This window comes from Allobosea sp. 05L423 (assembly GCF_056397745.1).
The window spans coordinates 333,549-353,826 of the sequence record NZ_JBFTOA010000003.1 but is presented as its reverse complement, the minus strand read 5'-3'; the positions used below and the strand labels follow the sequence as shown (position 1 = coordinate 353,826).

Annotated in this window: 16 protein-coding genes; 15 read left to right on the top strand and 1 reads right to left on the bottom strand. The window is 66.4% G+C overall.

Translation table 11 applies throughout. The features are described 5' to 3' along the window. The first annotated feature begins 107 nt into the window (after window positions 1–107). From AC1DNE_RS09750 to AC1DNE_RS09730, 5 genes are all read left to right on the top strand, one after another. Window positions 108–932, top strand: coding sequence for an alpha/beta hydrolase (locus AC1DNE_RS09750; protein WP_441468646.1), 825 nt, complete (start codon window positions 108–110; stop codon window positions 930–932). Window positions 933–1,044: 112 nt separating this feature from the next. Continuing rightward, the gene (locus AC1DNE_RS09745; RefSeq protein ID WP_066610093.1) at window positions 1,045–1,281 is read left to right on the top strand and encodes an Lrp/AsnC ligand binding domain-containing protein; all 237 of its coding nucleotides are present in this window, start codon (window positions 1,045–1,047) and stop codon (window positions 1,279–1,281) included. Between the two features lie 245 nt (window positions 1,282–1,526). Next, window positions 1,527–3,827, top strand: coding sequence for an NADP-dependent malic enzyme (locus tag AC1DNE_RS09740; RefSeq protein WP_441468647.1), 2,301 nt, complete (start codon window positions 1,527–1,529; stop codon window positions 3,825–3,827). Between the two features lie 208 nt (window positions 3,828–4,035). Then, window positions 4,036–5,637, top strand: a complete 1,602-nt coding sequence (locus AC1DNE_RS09735; protein WP_441468648.1) for a peptide ABC transporter substrate-binding protein — start codon at window positions 4,036–4,038, stop codon at window positions 5,635–5,637. Window positions 5,638–5,823: 186 nt separating this feature from the next. Continuing rightward, on the top strand, window positions 5,824–6,681 hold the full coding sequence (locus AC1DNE_RS09730) for a D-amino-acid transaminase (RefSeq protein ID WP_441468649.1): 858 nt from the start codon (window positions 5,824–5,826) through the stop codon (window positions 6,679–6,681). A gap of 122 nt (window positions 6,682–6,803) precedes the next feature. Here AC1DNE_RS09730 and guaD read toward each other — a convergent pair whose 3' ends face one another. Further along, window positions 6,804–8,123, bottom strand: coding sequence for a guanine deaminase (gene guaD, locus AC1DNE_RS09725; RefSeq protein ID WP_441468650.1), 1,320 nt, complete (start codon window positions 8,121–8,123; stop codon window positions 6,804–6,806). 117 nt (window positions 8,124–8,240) lie between these two features. Between guaD and AC1DNE_RS09720 the strand changes: the two genes are divergently transcribed. The 10 genes from AC1DNE_RS09720 to AC1DNE_RS09675 all read left to right on the top strand — a co-directional run bounded on the left by AC1DNE_RS09720 (window position 8,241) and on the right by AC1DNE_RS09675 (window position 20,275). Then, entirely contained in the window at window positions 8,241–9,815 is a 1,575-nt protein-coding gene (locus AC1DNE_RS09720) for a xanthine dehydrogenase small subunit (protein ID WP_476841020.1), read from the top strand. Next, the gene (xdhB, locus tag AC1DNE_RS09715) at window positions 9,808–12,150 is read left to right on the top strand and encodes a xanthine dehydrogenase molybdopterin binding subunit (RefSeq protein ID WP_476764952.1); all 2,343 of its coding nucleotides are present in this window, start codon (window positions 9,808–9,810) and stop codon (window positions 12,148–12,150) included. Before AC1DNE_RS09720 ends, xdhB begins: the two co-directional genes overlap by 8 nt. 139 nt (window positions 12,151–12,289) lie before the next feature. Then, entirely contained in the window at window positions 12,290–13,132 is an 843-nt protein-coding gene (gene xdhC, locus AC1DNE_RS09710) for a xanthine dehydrogenase accessory protein XdhC (protein ID WP_441468653.1), read from the top strand. Then, window positions 13,116–14,663, top strand: coding sequence for an ABC transporter ATP-binding protein (locus AC1DNE_RS09705; protein WP_441468654.1), 1,548 nt, complete (start codon window positions 13,116–13,118; stop codon window positions 14,661–14,663). The genes xdhC and AC1DNE_RS09705 overlap by 17 nt, the downstream gene beginning before the upstream one ends. After that, window positions 14,656–15,720: an ABC transporter permease gene (locus tag AC1DNE_RS09700; protein WP_441468655.1), complete on the top strand. Its 1,065-nt coding sequence runs from the start codon at window positions 14,656–14,658 to the stop codon at window positions 15,718–15,720. The genes AC1DNE_RS09705 and AC1DNE_RS09700 overlap by 8 nt, the downstream gene beginning before the upstream one ends. Next, window positions 15,717–16,640: an ABC transporter permease gene (locus tag AC1DNE_RS09695; RefSeq protein WP_441468656.1), complete on the top strand. Its 924-nt coding sequence runs from the start codon at window positions 15,717–15,719 to the stop codon at window positions 16,638–16,640. The genes AC1DNE_RS09700 and AC1DNE_RS09695 overlap by 4 nt, the downstream gene beginning before the upstream one ends. Window positions 16,641–16,673: 33 nt before the next feature. Then, window positions 16,674–17,753: a BMP family ABC transporter substrate-binding protein gene (locus AC1DNE_RS09690; protein ID WP_441468657.1), complete on the top strand. Its 1,080-nt coding sequence runs from the start codon at window positions 16,674–16,676 to the stop codon at window positions 17,751–17,753. A 295-nt stretch (window positions 17,754–18,048) separates the two neighbouring features. Beyond that, window positions 18,049–18,348 (top strand): HU family DNA-binding protein, encoded by a 300-nt coding sequence (locus AC1DNE_RS09685; protein ID WP_441468967.1) that lies wholly within the window; start codon window positions 18,049–18,051, stop codon window positions 18,346–18,348. Window positions 18,349–18,491: 143 nt separating this feature from the next. Continuing rightward, window positions 18,492–19,667 (top strand): vWA domain-containing protein, encoded by a 1,176-nt coding sequence (locus tag AC1DNE_RS09680; protein ID WP_441468658.1) that lies wholly within the window; start codon window positions 18,492–18,494, stop codon window positions 19,665–19,667. 11 nt (window positions 19,668–19,678) lie between these two features. Then, a complete protein-coding gene (locus AC1DNE_RS09675) occupies window positions 19,679–20,275 on the top strand; it encodes a hypothetical protein (RefSeq protein WP_441468659.1) in 597 nt (198 codons plus the stop codon). Window positions 20,276–20,278 lie beyond the last annotated feature (3 nt).

Here is a 20,278-nt window from a genome sequence, read left to right as displayed (position 1 = left end):
TTGCCGCTTTTGGCGCCGGGCGCGCCACCTGTCAAAAGCGCTGGCGGAAACCGCCAACGGCTGCCACCGTAGGCCCGTCAGCCGTGCCCTTCCCGAGCAGGATACCGATGTCGCCGGACTATGAGACCGAGTACAACAACCGCGCCCGCGTGCCGGAGCATCCCGGCATCATTGCCGGCTGGCAGACGGACGCCGCGGCGTACCGCGCCGCGGCGCTGTGCGAGCTCGGCGTCTCCTATGGCGAGGGCGAACGGCAGCTCTACGACGTATTCAAGCCGGAAACGATCCGCGGCAATGCGATCGTCATGTTCATCCATGGCGGCTACTGGCAGGCGCTCGACCGGAGCTTCTTCTCGCATATGGCGCGCGGGCTGAACCAGCTCGGCCTGCCTGTCGCGGTCGTCGGCTACGATCTCTGCCCGCAGGTCAAGCTCGGCCATATCGTCTGGGAGTTGCAGCAAGCCACGGCGGCGCTGTGGCGGCGCTTCGGCCTGCCGGTGGTCGCGACCGGCCATTCCGCCGGCGGCCACCTCAGCGCCTGCATGCTCGCCACCGGCTGGAAGAATGTCGGTGCCGACCTGCCGGAGCATCTGGTGCCGGCGGCCTATGGCATCTCCGGCCTCTACAACCTCAAACCCCTGACCGAGACGAGCATCAACACGGCGCTCGGCCTCGACATGCAAGCGGCCGAGCTCGAAAGCCCCCTGTTCTGGTCGGCGCCGTCGCGGCTGACGATGGATGCCGTAGTCGGGGGCGAGGAGAGCGCCGAGTACCACAAGCAGAGCCGCCGGCTCGTCGATGTCTGGGGGCTGGAAGGCGTGACGACGCGCTATGAGGAAATCCCCGGCGCCAACCATTTCACCGTCATCGCCGGGCTGACGGACCCGGACAATGCGATGACGCGGCGCATTGCGGCGCTCGCGGGCGCTTGATCGCACCACTCTGAGGATCGCCTTTGTTTCGGCATCGGCCTTGTCCGAAAACCGCATTCCACTTTTCGGGCCGATGCCTTATCCAGACCGCATCAGAGTTTCGGAGCGAGCGATGCAAACCTTCTTCGTCGAGATCAAATGCAAGCTCGGCAAGACCTACGAGGTCGCCAGCGAACTGGCCGATCGCGAGATCGCTTCCGAGATCTACTCGACCGCCGGCAACTACGACATCCTCGCCAAGTTCCATGTCGGCGCGGATGTCGATATCGGCCATTTCGTCGCGCAGAAGGTGCAGTCGATCCCCGAGATCGCCGACACGCACACGATCATCACCTTCAAGGCGTTCTGAGCCGCGCCCGCGGCTGAGCTTTCGATTCACCCGACCCATCCTCTGGTTCAAGGCCGCGATTCCTGAGTCGCGCCAACAGGTTGTCATCGCCGGCTCACAAGGCGATTCACCTCGTTCACAAATTGATTCAATCCGCCGCAGCCCGATCTTCGCGCGCGCTGCGGCCGCCGAGGCATCCTGACCGCTTGACGCCGCATGGCCTTTCGCGCGACCAGCATCCTTCGGACCGCAGGGACCATCGCGCCATGAAAAGCACGCTCTCCACCGATCTGCGCTCGGGCGCGCTCGTCTATCACCGCCAGCCCCGGCCCGGTAAGCTGGAGATCCAGGCGACCAAGCCGCTCGGCAACCAGCGCGACCTGGCGCTGGCCTATTCGCCCGGCGTCGCGGCTGCCTGCGAGGCGATCGTCGACGACCCGTCGGAAGCCGCCGAGCTCACCTCGCGCCAAAATCTCGTCGCCGTCATCACCAATGGCACGGCTGTGCTCGGCCTCGGCGATATCGGCCCGCTGGCCTCCAAGCCGGTGATGGAGGGCAAGGCCGTCCTCTTCAAGAAATTCGCCGGCATCGACTGCTTCGATATCGAGGTCGAGCAGAAGAACGTCGAGAAGTTCGTCGAGGTCGTCGCGGCGCTGGAGCCGACCTTCGGCGGCATCAACCTCGAGGACATCAAGGGGCCGGAGTGCTTCGAAATCGAGGAGCAGCTCAAGGCCCGGATGAAGATCCCGGTCTTCCACGACGACCAGCACGGCACGGCGATCATCGTCGGCGCAGCCGTCCTGAACGGCCTCGACCTCGCCGCCAAGAAGATCGCCGACGTCAAGATCGTCGTCTCCGGCGCCGGCGCAGCCGCGCTGGCCTGCACCAACCTGCTCGTCGAGCTCGGTGCGCAGCGCAAGAACATCTGGGTCACCGATCTCGAAGGCGTGGTCTACAAGGGCCGCAACACGCTGATGGACCGCTGGAAGGAGGTCTATGCGCAGGAGACCGACGCCCGCACGCTCAGCGACGTCATCGGTGATGCCGACATCTTCCTCGGCCTTTCCGCCGCCGGGGTGCTGAAGCCGGAGATGGCCAAGCGCATGGCGGCGAAGCCGCTGATCCTGGCGCTCGCCAACCCCAATCCCGAGATCACGCCGGAGGACGCCCTCGCCGTGCGACCGGACGCAATGATCTGCACCGGCCGCTCGGATTATCCCAACCAGGTCAACAACGTCCTCTGCTTCCCCTACATCTTCCGCGGCGCGCTCGACGTGCAGGCGACGACGATCAACGAGGCGATGAAGCTCGCCGCGGTGCGCGCCATCGCCGCGCTCGCCCGCGAGGCGAGCTCCGACATCGCGGCCCGCGCCTATGGTGGCGAGACCTCGACCTTCGGCGCGACCTCGCTGATCCCGAATCCCTTCGACCCGCGCCTGATCATGCGCATCGCGCCGGCCGTGGCGGAGGCTGCGATGGCCACCGGAGTCGCGCGCAAGCCGCTGGTCGATGTCGAGGCCTATCGCGACCAGCTCTCGCGCTTCGTCTTCCGCTCCGGCTTCCTGATGAAGCCGCTGTTCCAGCAGGCCAAGGCCGATCCCAAGCGCGTGATCTACGCCGAGGGCGAGGACGAGCGCGTGCTGCGCGCTGCCCAGGTTGCGCTCGAGGAAGGGCTCGCCGTGCCGATCCTGATCGGCCGCCCGAGCGTGATCGAGACCCGCATCCAGCGCTTCGGCCTGTCGCTGAAGCCCGGCGTCGATTTCCAGGTCGTCAACCCCGAGGACGACCCGCGCTATCGCGACTATGTCCAGACCTATCTCGACATCGCCGGCCGGCGCGGCATCACGCCGGAAGCGGCGCGCGCGCTTGTCCGCACCAACAACACGGTGATCGCGGCGCTTGCGGTGGCGCGCGGCGACGCGGACGCAATGATCTCCGGTCTAGAAGGCCGGTTCATGTCGCGCCTGCGGCACATCAAGGACATCATCGGCCTGGCGCCCGGCGTCTGCGACATCGCGGCGATGACGCTGATCATCACCAACAAGGGCGCTTTCTTCCTCTCCGACACGCATGTGAAGCACGATCCGAGCGCCGAGGAGATCGCGGACATGACGGTGCTTGCCGCGAGCCATGTCCAGCGCTTCGGCCTCGAGCCCAAGATCGCTCTGCTCTCGCATTCGGATTTCGGGGCGGCCGATACGCCCTCCTCGCTCAAGATGCGCAAGGCGTTGAAGCTGATCCGCGAGCGCGCGCCGCAGCTGGAATGCGACGGCGAGATGGAGGCCGATACCGCGCTGGTGCCGCTGATCCGCGAGCGCGTCCTGCCTTCCTCGACACTGAAGGACATGGCGAACATCCTGATCTTCCCTAATCTCGACGCCGCCAACATCTCCTACCAGTTCGCGAAGGTGATGGCGGATGCGCTGCCGGTCGGGCCGATCCTGATCGGCACCGCCAAGCCCGCGCATATCCTCACTGGCTCGGTCACGGCCCGCGGCGTGGTCAACATGACCGCCGTGGCGGTGGTCGAGGCGCAGGAGAGCGCCGCGAAGGCGGCCAACCGCTGAGCCTGTAGCCAGCTGCTGACAAACCCAAGCAGGCCTGCCTTGGCGAGCCTGCTTGGGTCTCCGAAGCCGCTGGCCCCTTTTGCAGAACCTTCACGGCGGCGAAAACCGCGGCCGCGCCGCCGTTTCCCGCTTGGCAGACTCACTCAGGCAGGTTCTACTTCCTTTGTCGGGCATCGCTCGCAACGACGCCCGGTCGAGGGAGGTTGCCATGCTCGACGTCACGCGCCGCACCGCACCTCTGGCGTTCGCCGCCATCCTGGCCGCGACCCGCGCTGATGCGGTCCAGGGCCGGATCGTCTTCCACCGGGGCAATGACGGCGACCCGGAAACACTCGATCCCCACAGAACCTCGACGGTCGCCGAAGCCCATCTGCTGCGCGACCTGCGCGAAGGCCTCGTCATCCACAACATGAAGGGAGAGGTCGTCCCCGGCGTCGCCGAAAGCTGGACGATGAGCCCGGACGGAAAGCTCTGGCGCTTCAACCTGCGCGCCAATGCGAAATGGTCCAATGGCGACCCGGTCCGGGCCGCCGACTTCGTCTATTCCTTCCGGCGCATCCTCAACCCGGAAACCGGCGCCCGATACGCCAACCTGCTCTATCCGATTGGGAATGCCGAGCCGATCCACAAGGCGACGGCAGGCTCATCGCTCGACAGTCTCGGCGTTTCGGCCGTCGACGAGCGGACGCTTGAGATCAAGCTCGAACGGCCGACGCCCTATCTACTCGAATTGCTGACCCATCAGAGCGCCCTGCCCGTCCACCCCGCCAGTATGGCCCGGGCGACGCAGGAGCCGGGACGACCCGAGAACCTGATCACCAATGGCGCCTATATGCTGAAGGAGTTCGCGCCGAACTCGCATATCCGGCTCGAACGAAACCCGCATTTCCACGACGCGGCGAATGTGAAGATCGACACGGTGATCTTCTATCCGGCCTCCGATCTGGTGGCAGCAGCCCGGCGCTTCCAGGCCGGCGAGTTGCACCTGACGACCGACATTCCGGCCGACCAGTTCAAGCAATTGCGCCAGAGACTTGGCGATCAGGTCCGGATCGGCCCCTATCTCGCGACGTATTTCCTGATCCTCAACAGCGCCAAGCCGCCCTTCGACGATGCCCGCGTGCGCCGGGCACTGTCGCTCCAGATCGACCGCGAATTCATCGCCGACCGGGTCTGGGGCGGGACGATGCTGCCGGCCTACGGCGTGGTACCGCCCCATATCGGCAATTATGGTGAGCGGGCCGAGCTCGATTTCCGCTACGCCTCGGTGCTGGAGCGCGAGGAGGAGGCCAGGCGCCTCCTGGCCTCGGCCGGCTTCGGCAGCGGCATCCCGCTTCAGGTCGAGTTCCGCTTCAACACGACCGACAACAATCGGCACACGGCCGAGGCGATCGCCGGGCAATGGCGCGCGATCGGCGTCGAGACCCGCTGCGTCGAGACCGACTACCGGACGCATTTTGCCTATCTGCGCGAAGGCGGGGATTTCGACGTGGCGCGCTATGGCTGGATCGGCGACTACTCCGATCCGCAGAACTTCCTGTTCCTGTTCCAGAGCGACAACGCCGGCTTCAACATCGGCAAGTACAGCAACCCGCAATTCGATGCGCTGATGAAGCTCGCCGCCGATGAACTCGACATCGCCAGACGCGCCGTCATTCTGCGCGAGGCCGACAGCATCGTCATCGCCGAAGAGCCCTGGATCCCGGTGCTGCACTATTCGACGAAGAATCTCGTCTCGCCGAAGCTCATCGGCTTCGAGCAGAACCTGCGCGGCGCGATCCCGACGCGGTTCCTGAGCCTGAAGCCCTGAAACTCGTTTGGTTAGGAAGCCCTCATCCTGAGGAGCGGACGCAAGTCCGCGTCTCGAAGGATGGGTTGTGAAAATCTGCCGACCCCTGCGCCAGACGCCGGGCCGTTTCCCCGCCTTGAGGCTCGCAACCGGCGCAAAGCTTCGCTAGGAAGGGCGCGTTCCTCTCCATCCAGCAGGTCCGCAGCGATGAGCCGTATCGTCTATGTCAATGGCGCCTACCTCCCAGAGGAGGATGCCAAGATCTCCGTATTCGATCGCGGCTTCATCTTCGGCGACGGCATCTACGAGGTTTCGGCCGTGATCGGCGGCAAGCTCGTCGATTGCGAGGCGCATCTGGCCCGCCTCGAACGCTCCTGCGGCGAAATCCGGCTCGACCTGCCCTGGTCGAAGGCCGAGCTGGTTGCGATCCACGAGGAACTKATCAAGCGCAACAATCTCGACGAGGGCGGCATCTACCTGCAGGTCTCGCGCGGCGCAGCCGATCGCGACTTCCCCTTCCCGAAGGATGTCCAGCCGACGCTGGTGATGTTCACCCAGGCCCGCAACTTCGTGAACGCGCCGACGGCGAAGACGGGCATCAAGGTCGTTTCGACGCCGGACCTGCGCTGGGCCCGCCGCGACATCAAGAGCGTCAACCTGCTCGCGCCCGTGCTCGCCAAGCAGTTCGCGCTGGAGAGCGGCGCGCAGGAGGCCTGGCTGGTCGAGGACGGCGTGGTGACGGAGGGCGCCTCCTCCACAGCCTGGATCGTCAAGGGCAAGACGCTGATCTCGCGCCCGCTTTCTAACAAGGTGCTGCCGGGCATCACCCGCAAGGCGGTGCTCGCCTATCTGGCGGAATCGGGCTTCTCCTTCGAGGAGCGCGAATTCACGCTGGAGGAGGCACTCGACGCCGAGGAGGCCTTCATCACCTCCGCGACCAGCCTGGTGATGCCGGTGACCTCGATCGACGGCCACACGATCCACAACGGCGCGCCCGGCCCGACCGCGCAGCGCCTGCGCGAGATCTATATCGACTACGCCCGCAAGGGCGGCGTTCTGGGCTGAGATAGAGCTCTCGTGACCTTGGCGTCATGCTCGCCCTCGTGGCGAGCATCCACGTCTTGAACACTGCCCTCGGTCAGGGAAGACGTGGATGGTCGGGACAAGCCCGACCATGACGGCTGGCGTCAGGGAGCGCCTTCCACGCGCCCCACCCTCTCCCCCATCACATAGGTCGCGGCGACGTTGCGCTCGTCGCCGAGCGTGACGAGTACGAAGAGCTCCTCCGCCAGATCTCGCACCGTCTCCATGCGATGCGCCATAGCCCGCGTCGCAGCCGTATCGATCACCACCGCATCCGCCTCACGGCCGGTTTCGAAGCTCCCGATCAGATGATCGAGGCCGAGCGCGACGGCATTGCCGAGCGTGATCGCATGCAGCGCCGCGAAGGCCGAGAGCGACTGGCCCTGCAGCTGCAGCACCTTGTAGGCCTCAGCCATGGTCCGCAGCATCGAATAGGAGGTGCCGCCGCCGATATCGGTCGCGACGGCAACCTTCACGCCGCGTTGCCGGGCATGGGCCCAGTCGAACAGGCCTGAGCCGAGGAACAGGTTCGAGGTCGGGCAGAACACCGCGACCGCACCCGTCTCGGCGAAGGCCTTCCATTCATTGTGAGTCATGTGGATGCAGTGGCCCATCAGACTTCCGGGGCCGAGCAGCCCATAGCCCCGATAGATGTCGGCATAGTCAGCCGCCTGCGGAAAGAGCTCACGGGCCAAGGCGATCTCGGCCCGATTCTCGTTGATATGGGTCTGGACGTGGCAGTCGGGATGCTCGGCCGCCAGCCTCCCGGCCGCCGCCATCTGCTCGGGCGTCGAGGTGATCGCGAAGCGCGGTGTGACGGCGTAGAGTTGCCGGCCCTTGCCGTGCCAGCGCGCGATCAGCGCCTTCGAATCGCGATAGCCGCTCTCGGCCGTATCGGTCAGCGCTTCCGGGGCATTCCGGTCCATCATTACCTTGCCGGCGATCATGCGGGTGTTGCGGCGCTCCGATTCGGCGAAGAAGGCCTCCGCCGATCGCGGATGGACCGAGCAATAGACCGCCGCCGTGGTGGTGCCGTTGGCCAGAAGCTCGTCGAGGAAGAAGCGCGAGAGCTTTTCGGCATGCCCCTGCTGGGCGAGCTTCTGCTCCTCGACGAAGGTGTATTTGTTCAGCCACTCCATCAGCTGCGCACCATAGGAGGCGATGACCTGAGTCTGCGGCATGTGGATGTGAGCGTCGATCAAGCCCGGCATGATCAGATGCGGGCGGTGATCGACGACCTCGGCATCGGCCGGCAGCGTCCGCAGCAGTTCCCGCGCCTCGCCTGCCGCCTTGACCAGCCCGTTCTCGACGACCAGCAGCCCGTCCTCGACATAGCGATGCGCGCCCTCGCCTGCGGTCTCAGGGGCGTCGACGAACCAGAAGAGGCGGCCGCGCAGGGCGCGGAGGGAGGTGGAGGCGGTCACGTCGGGCAGCTCCGGCACAATTCCACATCACATCTGCACCAAATCGAAGCTTCCGGCCAAGGCCGGATCATGCCTAATCTGCAGGCATGAAATGGCTGTGCGAGCGGAGCGGGCGGGATGCGTGAGATGTTGCGCTTTCTGCTCGGCGACAGGCTGGTCGAACTCGACCGCTGCGACCCGACCTTGACGGTGCTCGACTGGCTGCGCCTGGACCAGCGCATGACCGGCACGAAGGAAGGCTGCGCCGAGGGCGACTGCGGCGCCTGCACCGTCGTGGTCGGCCGGCTCGACAAGGGGCGGCTGCGCTACGAGGCGATCAATGCCTGCATCCGTTTCCTGCCGACGCTGGATGGCTGCCAACTCCTCACCGTGGAGCATCTGAAGGGGGCGGACGGCAGCCTCCATCCGGTCCAGCAGGCGATGGTGGAGTGTCACGGCTCGCAATGCGGCTTCTGCACGCCGGGCTTCGTGATGTCGCTGCTGACGCTCAGGCTTAACGAAGCAGAGCCGAGTGTCGGGCGCATCGAGGATGCGCTCGCCGGTAATCTCTGCCGCTGCACCGGCTATGAGCCGATCATCGCCGCAGGCCGCCGCATGGACGAGATCGCCCCGCGCGAAGCGGATCGTTTCCATCAGGAGCGCGAGGCCATTGCGGGCCGCCTCATCGCCCTGAATGATGACGAGACGCTGTCCCTGCAAGGCGAAGGCGGGCGCTTCTACGCCCCCGTGACGGTCGATACGCTGGCCGAACTCGTCGCCGCGCATCCTCAGGCGACGCTGGTGGCGGGCGCGACTGATGTCGGACTCTGGGTCACCAAGGCGATGAAGCGCCTCGATCCGGTGATCTATCTCGGACGGATCGAGCCGCTGCGCGCCATCACCGACGAGGGCGACCATCTGCGCATCGGTGCGATGGCTGGTCATATCGATGTGCGCGAAGCGCTCGCGGCCCTGTCGCCGCAGCTCGATGAATTGATGCGGCGCTTCGGCGGCGAGCAGGTGCGCAATGCCGGCACGATCGGCGGCAACGTCGCCAACGGTTCGCCGATCGGAGACCTGCCGCCGGCGCTGATCGCGCTGGGCGCGACGCTGGTGTTGACCTCTCGTCATTGCGAGGAGCGCAGCGACGAAGCAATCCAGGGGGACGTAGAGCGCGCGCGCCTGGATCGCTTCGCTGCGCTCGCGATGACGGGTGAGGATGAACTGACTCGCCGCGCCATCCCGCTCGAGAGCTTCTTCCTCGACTATCGCAAGCAGGACCGGCGCCCCGGCGAATTCGTCGAAGCCGTGCTGGTCCCCAAGCTCGCAGACGGCATGCTGTTCCACACCTCGAAGGTCTCGAAACGCTTCGACGAGGATATCTCCGCCGTCTGCGGCGCCTTCCGGCTGACGCTCGGCAGCGATGACCGCGTCAGCGAGGCCCGCCTCGCCTATGGCGGCATGGCCGGCATTCCGAAGCGCGCGGCTGCGGCCGAGGCTGCCTTGATCGGCCGAGCCTGGGACGAAAAGGCCGTCAGTGCCGCAATCGCTGCCCTGTCTCAGGATTTCACGCCGCTCGACGATATGCGCGCCTCGGCGCATTATCGGGTCAAGATCGCCGGCAACCTGCTGCGCCGCTTCCTGATCGAGACGACACAGCCCGAGACGGAAACGCGGGTCGCCGGCCTGCTGGCGGAGGCCGCCCATGGCTGACGCGCGTCGCAAGCTTGATATCGTGGCGGAAACCGGGCCGGTCGGCTCTGCCCGGCCACATGATTCCGCTTCCAAGCATGTCGCGGGAGAAGCGCTCTATATCGACGACATCGCCGCGCCCGAAGGGCTGCTGCATGCCTATCTCGGCACGAGCAGCATCGCCCATGGCAAGCTCATATCGCTCGATCTCAAGGCCGTCCGCGCCGCGCCGGGCGTCGTCGCCGTCCTGACCGCGGCCGAGATTCCCGGCGTCAACGACATCTCCTCGACGCATCTCCATGACGAGCCGGTCTTCGCGACCGAGGCCATCCTGTTCCACGGCCAGCCGCTCTTTGCCGTCGTCGCCGAAACGCGGGAGCAGGCGCGGCACGCCGCCGTCTTGGCGAAGGCCGAATACGCCGAGGAAGTACCGCTGATCGACATCGCCGCGGCGCGCAAGACGGGCGGCCAACTCGTCACCGCGCCCCTCAAGCTCGAACGCGGCGACGTCGCTGCCGCGCTCGTCGAAAGCCCGCGCCGGCTGAAGGGTTCGATGGCGATCGGCGGGCAGGAGCATTTCTACCTCGAAAGCCAGATCGCGCTGGCGATCCCCGGCGAGGATGAGGACATGCACGTCCTTGTCTCGACCCAGCATCCGAGCGAGGTCCAGCACATGGTTTCCGCCGTGCTCGGCACCGGCTCGCATGCGGTGACGGTCGAGGTCCGGCGCATGGGTGGCGGCTTCGGAGGCAAGGAAACGCAGGCCAATCTCTTCGCCTGCGTCGCCGCGCTCTGCGCCCACAAACTGAAGCGCCCAGTCAAGCTCCGGCCCGACCGCGACGACGACATGGCGATCACCGGCAAACGCCACGACTTCGTCTGCGACTACGAGATCGGCTTCGACGATGACGGCCGCATCCATGCGCTCGATGCTGTCTACGCCGCGCGCTGCGGCTGGAACGCCGATCTGTCGGGGCCGGTGACCGACCGCGCGCTGTTCCACATGGATAACTGCTATTTCTACCCGGCGGTGCGCGCCCGCTCGGAGCCGCTCTTCACCAACACATGCTCGAACACCGCCTTCCGCGGCTTCGGCGGGCCGCAAGGCATGGTCGGGGCCGAGCGCTTCATCGAGGAAGTCGCCTATGCCACCGGGCTCGACCCGCTGGAGGTGCGCCGACGCAATCTCTATGGCGGCCCGGGCCGGGACGTCACGCCCTATCACCAGACGGTCGAGGACAATATCGCGGCCGATGTCATCGCCGAGCTGGAGCGGCGCTGCGACTACCAGGCACGCAAGGCGGCGATCCGCGAAGCCAATGCCAAGAGCCCGATCATCAAGCGCGGCATTGCGCTGACGCCGGTGAAATTCGGCATCTCCTTCACCGCGACTTGGTTCAACCAGGCCGGGGCGCTGGTGCATGTCTATACGGACGGCACGGTTGCGCTGAACCATGGCGGCACCGAGATGGGGCAAGGGCTCTACATCAAGGTGGCGCAGGTAGTGGCCCATGCCTTCGGCATCGGGCTCGATCAGGTGAAGATCACCGCAACGACCACCGGCAAGGTGCCGAACACCTCGGCCACCGCCGCCTCCTCCGGCTCCGATCTCAACGGCATGGCCGCGCTCGACGCCTGCGAGACGATCAAGCAGCGGCTGACGGCCTTCGCTGCGAGGCACTGGCAGGCTGCGCCGGAGGATATCGCCTTCCTGCAAGGGCGCGTGAAGATCGGCCCCCGCGAGATCGCATTCAAGGAGCTGGTCGCCGCCGCCTACCTGGCCCGCATCCAGCTTTCGGCGACGGGTTTCTACGCGACGCCGAAGATCCATTGGGACCGCAAGGCCGGGCGCGGTCATCCCTTCTACTATTTCGCCTATGGCGCGGCGGCGGCCGAGGTCGCGATCGATACGCTCACCGGCGAGTACAAGTTCGAGCGCGTCGATATTCTCCACGATTGCGGGCAATCGCTGAACCCGGCGATCGACAAGGGGCAGATCGAGGGCGGCTTCGTGCAGGGGATGGGCTGGCTGACCACCGAGGAACTGGTCTGGGACAGGAAGGGCCGGCTCTGGACGCATGCGCCGTCCACTTACAAAATCCCCGTCGCGTCGGATCGGCCTCGCATCTTCAACGTGCATCTGCTGGAGAACGCGCCGAACCGCGAGCCGACGATTCATCGCTCCAAGGCTGTCGGCGAGCCACCATTGATGCTGGCGATCTCGGTGCTGCACGCTCTGTCCGACGCTGTCGCGAGCGTCGGCGATTACCGGATTTGCCCGCGCCTCGATGCGCCCGCGACGCCGGAGCGGGTTCTGGACGCGGTCGAGCGTGTAAGAGCGGAAGCGGGACGATGAGGCTTTCAAGCGGCCTGCGCTCCTCGCGCGTCATGCTCGGGCTTGACCCGAGCATCTCGGGACGAGAACACTCCTTTTCCGGCCAGAGATTCTCGGGTCTGCGCTTCGCTCCGCCCCACAATGACGGCGGAGGTTCTCCATGACCCTCGCCGCCTTCATCACCGGACATCAGCATGAAGGCATCGTTCTCGTGCGGATCGAGGGCACGGAAGGCTCGACGCCGCGCGAGGCCGGCGCCTGCATGGCTGTCAGCCCTACGGCGATCGCGGGAACGATCGGCGGCGGGCAGCTCGAGTTCCACTGCATCGACCTCGCCCGGCATATGCTGAGCGAGGGCGCCGAGGACCAATTGCTCGACATTCCGCTCGGCCCGCAGATGGGGCAGTGCTGTGGTGGGCGGGTGCGCGTCTCGCTGCGCCACGCCGGAGCTGCCGAAATCGCCCTGTTCGCCGCCTGCGAAAAGGCGGAGGCGGCGGCGCGGCCCCCTGTCCTGATCTTCGGTGCCGGCCATACCGGCAGGGCCCTGGCCCATGCGCTGGCGCCCCTGCCCTTCTCGATTGCGCTGATCGACGATCGCGACGACGTCATGAGCGGGCTGCCGCCGGCCGTCACCTGCATCCGCATTGCCGATCCGGTCGATGCAATCGCAAGCGCGCCGGCGAACGCAGCTTTCGTCGTGCTGTCGCACAGCCACGCGCTGGACTACCGTCTGGCGGAGTCGGCGCTGGCGCGCGGCGACGCTGCCTATGTCGGCATGATCGGCTCGGGCACCAAGCGCGCCCGTTTCGAGGCCAGCTTCCTGCGTGCCGGTGGCCGGCGTGCGACGCTGGCGCACCTGACCTGCCCGATCGGCGGTTCGGATGTGGACGACAAGCGCCCGGAGGTGATCGCGGCCTTGACGGCAGCCGAGCTGGTGCGTTGCTTGCTTGGCCGCCGGGAGCCGGCGAAAGGGAGACGCTCGAAACATGAATCAGCCGCGTGAGCAGGAAGTGCCGCCGCGGCTGGCGCTCGCCCATATCTCGAAGAGCTTTCCCGGCGTCAAAGCCAACGAAGACATCAGCTTGAGCGTCCGGCCCGGCGAGATCCACGCCCTGCTCGGCGAGAACGGCGCCGGCAAATCGACGCTGGTCAAGATCATCTACGGCGTGCAGCAGGCCGACGAGGGCACCATCTCCTGGAACGGCTCGCCCGTCTCGATCCCTTCGCCCAAGGCCGCGCGCAAGCTCGGCATCGGCATGGTCTTCCAGCATTTCTCGCTGTTCGACGCGATGACGGTGATCGAGAACATTGCGCTCGGGCTCGACGAAGCGGTGGACCGCGAGGAGCTGAAGCGCCGCGTCGCCGCGATCCTGCAATCCTATTCGCTGCCGCTGGATCCGGAGCGGGAGGTGCATACGCTCTCGGTCGGCGAACGCCAGCGCATCGAGATCGTGCGCTGCCTGCTGCAGAAGCCGAAGCTGCTGATCATGGACGAGCCGACCTCGGTGCTGACGCCGCAGGAGGTCGAGCGCCTGTTCGCGACGCTCAGACAGATCGCGGCGGAAGGCTGCTCGATCCTCTACATCTCCCACAAGCTGCATGAGATCAAAGCGCTCTGCGACGGTGCCACCATCCTGCGGGCAGGACGGGTCGTGGCGACCTGCGATCCGAAGGCAGAAACGACCAAGCGCATGGCCGAGCTCATGATCGGCGCGGAGCTCCGCAAGATCGAGCATGGCAAGACGGCCGGCGGCGGTGCTGTCCGGCTGGAGGCCAAGGGGCTTTCGCTGCCAGGCGAGCCGCCCTTCGGCACCGATCTGGAGAACGTCTCGTTTGAGGCGCGCGCCGGCGAGATCCTCGGCATCGCCGGCGTCGCCGGCAACGGGCAAGCGGAGCTGCTGACCGCGCTCTCCGGCGAGCAACTGGTTGCCAATGCCGAAGCGATCAAGCTCGACGGCAAGGCCATCGGCCTGGAAGGCGCCGGCGCGCGCCGGGCGCTCGGCCTCGCCTGCGTGCCCGAAGAGCGCAACGGCCACGCCGCCGTGCCGGATTTCTCGCTCGCCGACAACGGTGTCCTGACCGCGCGCCACCGGCTGCCGCTGGCGCCGCATGGCATCATCAGCCGCGGCGCCGTCCAGCGTTTCGCCGACGGCGTCATCAAGCTCTTCGACGTCAGGACCACCGGCAATGCCGCACTGGCGCGCTCGCTTTCTGGCGGCAACCTGCAGAAGTTCATCATGGGCCGCGAGATCGGCCAGCAGCCGGCCGTGCTCGTCGTTTCGCAACCGACCTGGGGTGTCGATGCGGGCGCTGCCGCCGCGATCCGGCAGGAGCTCGTCGACCTCGCCGCCAAGGGCTCGGCCGTGGTGGTGATCTCGCAGGATCTCGACGAATTGCTCGAGCTCGCCGACCGGCTCTGCGTCATCAACGAAGGCCGCCTCTCGGCCCCGCGCCCGGTCGCGAGCCTGGGCATCGACGAGATCGGCCTGATGATGGGCGGCGTCCACGGCGCGGAGGAAGCCGTTCATGCTTGAATGGCGCCGCCGCCGCGAGCCGAGCACGCTGATGCTGGCTCTGAGCCCGCTGATCGCGATCGGGCTCACCATGCTGCTCGGCATGATCGTCTTCACCGCGATGGGCTATGACGGTTTCCATGCGGTCGGGAGCATCTTCCTGACACCGCTCCTGGAGCCGCAGCGCTGGGCCGATATCGGCGTGAAGGGCGCGCCGCTCATCATGATCGCGCTCGGACTTGCCATCGGCTTCCGGGCCAATGTCTGGAACATCGGCGCCGAGGGCCAGTACATCATGGGCGCCATCGCCGGCACAGGCGTCGCGCTCGCGACCTACGACATGACCGGCTGGTGGATCCTGCCGGCCATGGTGCTGGCCGGCATCCTCGGCGGCATGGCCTGGGCCGCAATCCCCGCCTTCCTGCGCGTCAAGCTGCAGGTCAGCGAGATCCTGACCAGCCTGATGCTGACCTATGTCGCCGTGCAGTTCCTGTATTTCCTCGTTCGCGGCCCCTGGAAGGACCCGGACGGCTTCAACTTCCCGCAAACGCGGATGTTCACCGCCGACCAGACGCTGCCGACGGTGCTCGAAGGCTCGCTCGTCCATCTCGGCATCCCGGTCGCGCTCATCCTCGCCATCGTCGCCTGGCTGCTGATGGAGAAGACCACTGCGGGCTACGCGATCAAGGTCGTCGGCCTCGCGCCCGCCGCCGCCCGCCATGGCGGCTTCAGCGCTGCGCGCACGACCTGGGCAACGCTGCTGATCAGCGGCGCGCTCGCCGGCCTTGCCGGGCTGTTCGAAGCGGCCGGGCCGTTCGGGCAACTCACCCCGCAATTCCCGGTCGGCTACGGCTTCACGGCGATCATCGTCGCCTTTCTCGGCCGGCTCAATCCGCTCGGCATCGTCTTCGGCGGCATCGTACTGGCCGCGACCTATGTCGGCGGCGAGATCGCGCAATCGACGGTGAGACTGCCGCAGGCGGCGACCGGCATGTTCCAGGCGATGCTGCTGTTCATGCTGCTCGCCACCGACGTGCTGGTCCGCTGGCGCATCGTCTGGAAGCGGAGAGCGGCATGACCACGGCCATGCTCGTCTCCATCCTGATGACCCTGATCGCGGCTTCGACGCCGCTGCTGCTCGCGGCGCTGGGCGAGCTCGTCGCCGAGAAGGCCGGCGTACTCAACCTCGGCGTCGAGGGCATGATGCTGTGCGGCGCGGTTGCGGGCTTCGCCGTCGCCTTCTCGACCGGCAGCACAGGCTTCGGTCTCCTCGCCGCAGCATTCGCCGGCGTCGCCGCCGCGATGATCTTCGCCGTGCTCGCCCTCTCGCTGATGGCCAATCAGGTCGCGACCGGCCTCGCGCTGACGATCTTCGGCATCGGCGCCTCCTCCCTCATCGGCGCGGGCTTCGTCGGGCGCACCGTGACGCGCCTGCAGCCGGTGTTTCCGGCGGCGCTTTCGGAACACCCGCTGCTGCGGGTGATCTTCGGCCACGACATCCTCGTCTATCTCTCGCTGGCACTCGTCGCGGGCGTCAGCTGGTTCCTGCGCCGCACGCGCGCGGGACTGATCCTGCGTGCTGTCGGCGAGAACGACGCCTCCGCCCATGCCATCGGCTATCCCGTGATCGCGATCCGCTATGCCGCGATCGCCTTCGGCGGGGCGCTCGCGGGACTCGGCGGCGCCTATTTCTCGCTGGCGCTGACGCCGATGTGGGCGGACCGTCTGACGGCCGGACGCGGCTGGATCGCGCTCGCCCTCGTCGTGTTCTCGGCCTGGAAGCCCGGCCGCCTGCTGCTCGGCGCCTATCTCTTCGGCGCTGTGATGACGCTGGAGTTGCAGGCCAAGGCAGCCGGTGTCACCTGGCTCGCGCCGGAGGTGCTGGCGATGGCCCCCTACCTTGCGACCATTGCGGTTCTGACCATGATGTCGCTAGGACGGAAGACCGGCCGGCTCGACGCGCCCGCCTGCCTCGGCAAACCCTTCTCGGCGTCCTGACGCCGCAACCGACAACGAGGAGTTCACAGGACAATGACCAGCATCATCACCCGCCGCAGGCTGACCTTCGGCGCGGCCGCCGCCTCCACCTTGCCGATCCTCGGCCGCGGCGCCTCGGCGCAGGCGCCGCTCGGCGTCGGCTTCATCTATGTCGGCCCGATCGGCGACCATGGCTACACCTGGACGCATGACCAGGGCCGGCTCGCGCTCGAGAAGGAATACGGCGCGAAGATCAAGACCAGCTTCATCGAGAACGTCGCGGAAGGCCCGGATGCGGCCCGCGCGCTGCGCCAGCTCGCCCAGGCCGGCAACCAGCTGATCTTCGCGACCTCCTTCGGCTTCATGAACCCGACCATCCAGGTCGCGAAGCAGTTCCCGAAGATCAAGTTCGAGCACGCCACCGGCTATATGCGCGCCGAGAACGTCGCGACCTACAACGCACGCTTCTATGAGGGCCGCGCCGTGATCGGCACCATCGCCGGCCACATGTCGAAGACGGGCCAGGCCGGTTACGTCGCCTCCTTCCCGATCCCGGAGGTGGTGATGGGCATCAACGCCTTCCACCTCGCCGCCCGCAAGGTGAACCCGAACTTCAAGACCAAGGTCGTCTGGGCCTCGACCTGGTACGACCCTGCCAAGGAAGCCGACGCGGCCAAGGCGCTGATCGACCAGGGCGCCGACATGATCACCCAGCACACCGACTCCGCCGCCCCGCTCCAGGCGGCCGAGCAGCGCGGCGTCTTCGCCTTCGGCCAGGCGTCGGACATGAAGGCCTTCGCGCCGAAGGCTCATCTCACGGCCATCGTCGACGACTGGTCGGGCTACTACATCAAGCGCGTCAAGGAGGTCATGGACGGCAGCTGGAAGACCGGCGACGTCTGGGGCGGTATCAAGGATGGCTTCGTTAGGCTCGCGCCCTATAACGACGCCGTTACGCCCGCAGCACGCGCAGCCGCCGACGAAGTGATCAAGGGCATCTCGGCCGGGACGCTGCACCCCTTCACGGGCGAGCTGAAGGACCAGAAGGGCGAAATTCGCCTCAAAGCCGGCGAGACGGCCAGCGACGAGATGCTCTCCAAGATGGACTGGTACGTCGACGGCATCCAGGCCTGATCCTGCTTTCCATCAACGCCGGCGGGCTTCCAATCCGCCGGCGTTTTGATTCGCGCGATGCGCTCCTCGTCCTGTCTCCAAGTCCGCGTCGGGACGCGTCCCCCTAAAAAGCGGCATTATCAGCCCTTGTATCGACGGAACGAAGCCGTTTTCTGTGCGTATCTACCGCCGCGGGCATCGTCTTTCCTCGATAACCGTGGCAACTGCGTGAGTTGCGCGCCGCGAATAGCATCCATGTGTCGCGGTCGCTCGTGTCGGAAACGAGCATGAACGGCCGTCATCCAGCACGCGACGCCTGAAGCACCTTCTCAAGGAGGATTTCATGACCAAGAATGAACTGATCGCTGCCATCGCGGACGAGACCGGGAAGACCAAGGCGGACGTCTCCGCCATCCTGGCCTCTCTCGGCACGACCGTCGCCAAGACCCTCAAGAGCGGCGACGACGTCACGCTCGGCGGCATCGGCAAGCTCTCCGCCGCCAAGCGCGAGGCCCGCGAGGCCCGCAACCCGTCGACGGGCGCGACCATCAAGGTTCCGGCCAAGACCGTCGTGAAGTTCAAGGTCACCAAGGACCTCGCCGACGCGGTGGCGTAAGCCAACGTTCGGGATCGAGCGGCGTTCGCGCTTCGCGTGGACGCTGCTTGAGTCTCGCCGTCATGCTCGGGCTTGACCCCGGCATCTCTTCGACGCGATTCTCGGGTCTACGCTTCGCTCCGCCCGAGAATGACGCTGGCTGCATGTTCCTTCGCCTCTTCACCGATCTGCGCGCCGCCAAGGTCCCAGTGACCCTGCGCGAATACCTGACGCTGCTCGAAGGCGTCGAGGCCGACCTTGCCGAGCACAAGGTCGACGAATTCTACTACCTCGCTCGCGCCACGCTGGTGAAGGACGAGCGCCATCTCGACAAGTTCGACCAGGTCTTCGCTCAGGTATTCAAGGGCATGGAGACACTGGGCCAGGCGATCGAGCAGGCAGCCATCCCCGAAGAATGGCTGCGCAAGCTTGCCGAGAAATTCCTGACCGACGAGGAAAAGGCGCAGATCGACGCGCTGGGCTGGGACAAGCTCTGGGAGACGCTGAAACAGCGGCTTGAGGAGCAGAAGGGCCGCCACCAGGGCGGCAACAAATGGATCGGGACCGGCGGCACCTCGCCCTATGGCGCCTATGGCTACAATCCCGAAGGCATCCGTATCGGCCAGGACAAGAACCGCAACTTCCGGGCCGTGAAGGTCTGGGACAAGCGCGAGTTCAAGGATTTCGACGACACGCGCGAGCTCGGCGTGCGCAACCTGCGCGTCGCGCTGAGGCGGCTGCGCCGCTTCGCCCGCACCGGCGCGGCCGACGAGCTCGACCTTGACAACACGATCAGCGAGACGGCCAAGCACGGCTATCTCGACGTCAAGCTCAGGCCCGAGCGCCGCAACGCCGTGAAGGTGCTGCTTTTCCTCGATGTCGGCGGCTCGATGGACTGGCATATCGAGCTGGCAGAGGAGCTGTTCTCGGCGGCGCGGGCCGAGTTCAAGCATTTCGAGCACTTCTACTTCCATAACTGCCCCTATGAGCGCGTCTGGAAGGAGAACCGCCGCCGGCATGATCAGGTCATCCCGACCTGGGACGTTCTGCGCACCTACCCCTCCGACTACCGCCTCGTCTTCGTCGGGGATGCCTCGATGAGTCCCTACGAGATCGCGATGCCCGGCGGCTCGGTCGAGCACTGGAACGAGGAGGCCGGCGAGGTCTGGATGAACAGGCTGGTGAACAGGTTTCCTAAATCGGTCTGGCTCAATCCGGTGCAGCAGCACCTGTGGAACTATACCCAGTCGATCCGGCAGATCGGCGGGCTGATGGCTGGGCGCATGTTCCCGCTGACGCTCGACGGGCTGGACGGTGCCATGAGGGTTCTGGCGCGTTGACGATGACGATCATGAACGAAGAGCTGGACGACACCCCTCCCCCAAGCTGGCGCCAGCGGCCGAAGCCGGTTGGGTTCGAGATCAGCTACGAGCTCGTCGGCGACAGCCTCGAGATCGACCGGACACGCCGCGTCGACAGCATCAGGCTCAGCGCCGTCGAGCAGGTGCGCTTCGTCTATGCGCCAGGCAACATCTCGTCCAAAGGCTACAAGACGCAGCTGCGGCTCAGCGATGGCCGGACCGTGACCTTCGGCAACCTCTCGTGGCGCTCTCTGACCGATCTCGACCGCGACGATGCGCGCTATCACCGCTTCGTCTCGGCACTGTCGGCTGCGATCGCGCGGGCCAATCCCCGCGCCCGCTTCGTCGCCGGGCGGCCGAAGCCGCTCTGGCTCGGTGTCGCCCTGGTCGGGGCGCTGTCGTTGCTGATGCTGACCGTCTTCTCGCTGCGGGCCTTCCAGCAGGGCGCGACCAATGCCGGATTGCTTGGCGTCCTGCTGATCGCCGCCTCGTTCTGGCAGGTGTGGCCGCTCGTCAGCCTCAACCGGCCGCGCGAACTCGCGACCGGTGAAGTGCCCGACAGCCTCGTTCCGGGCCGGGCGGACTGAAGG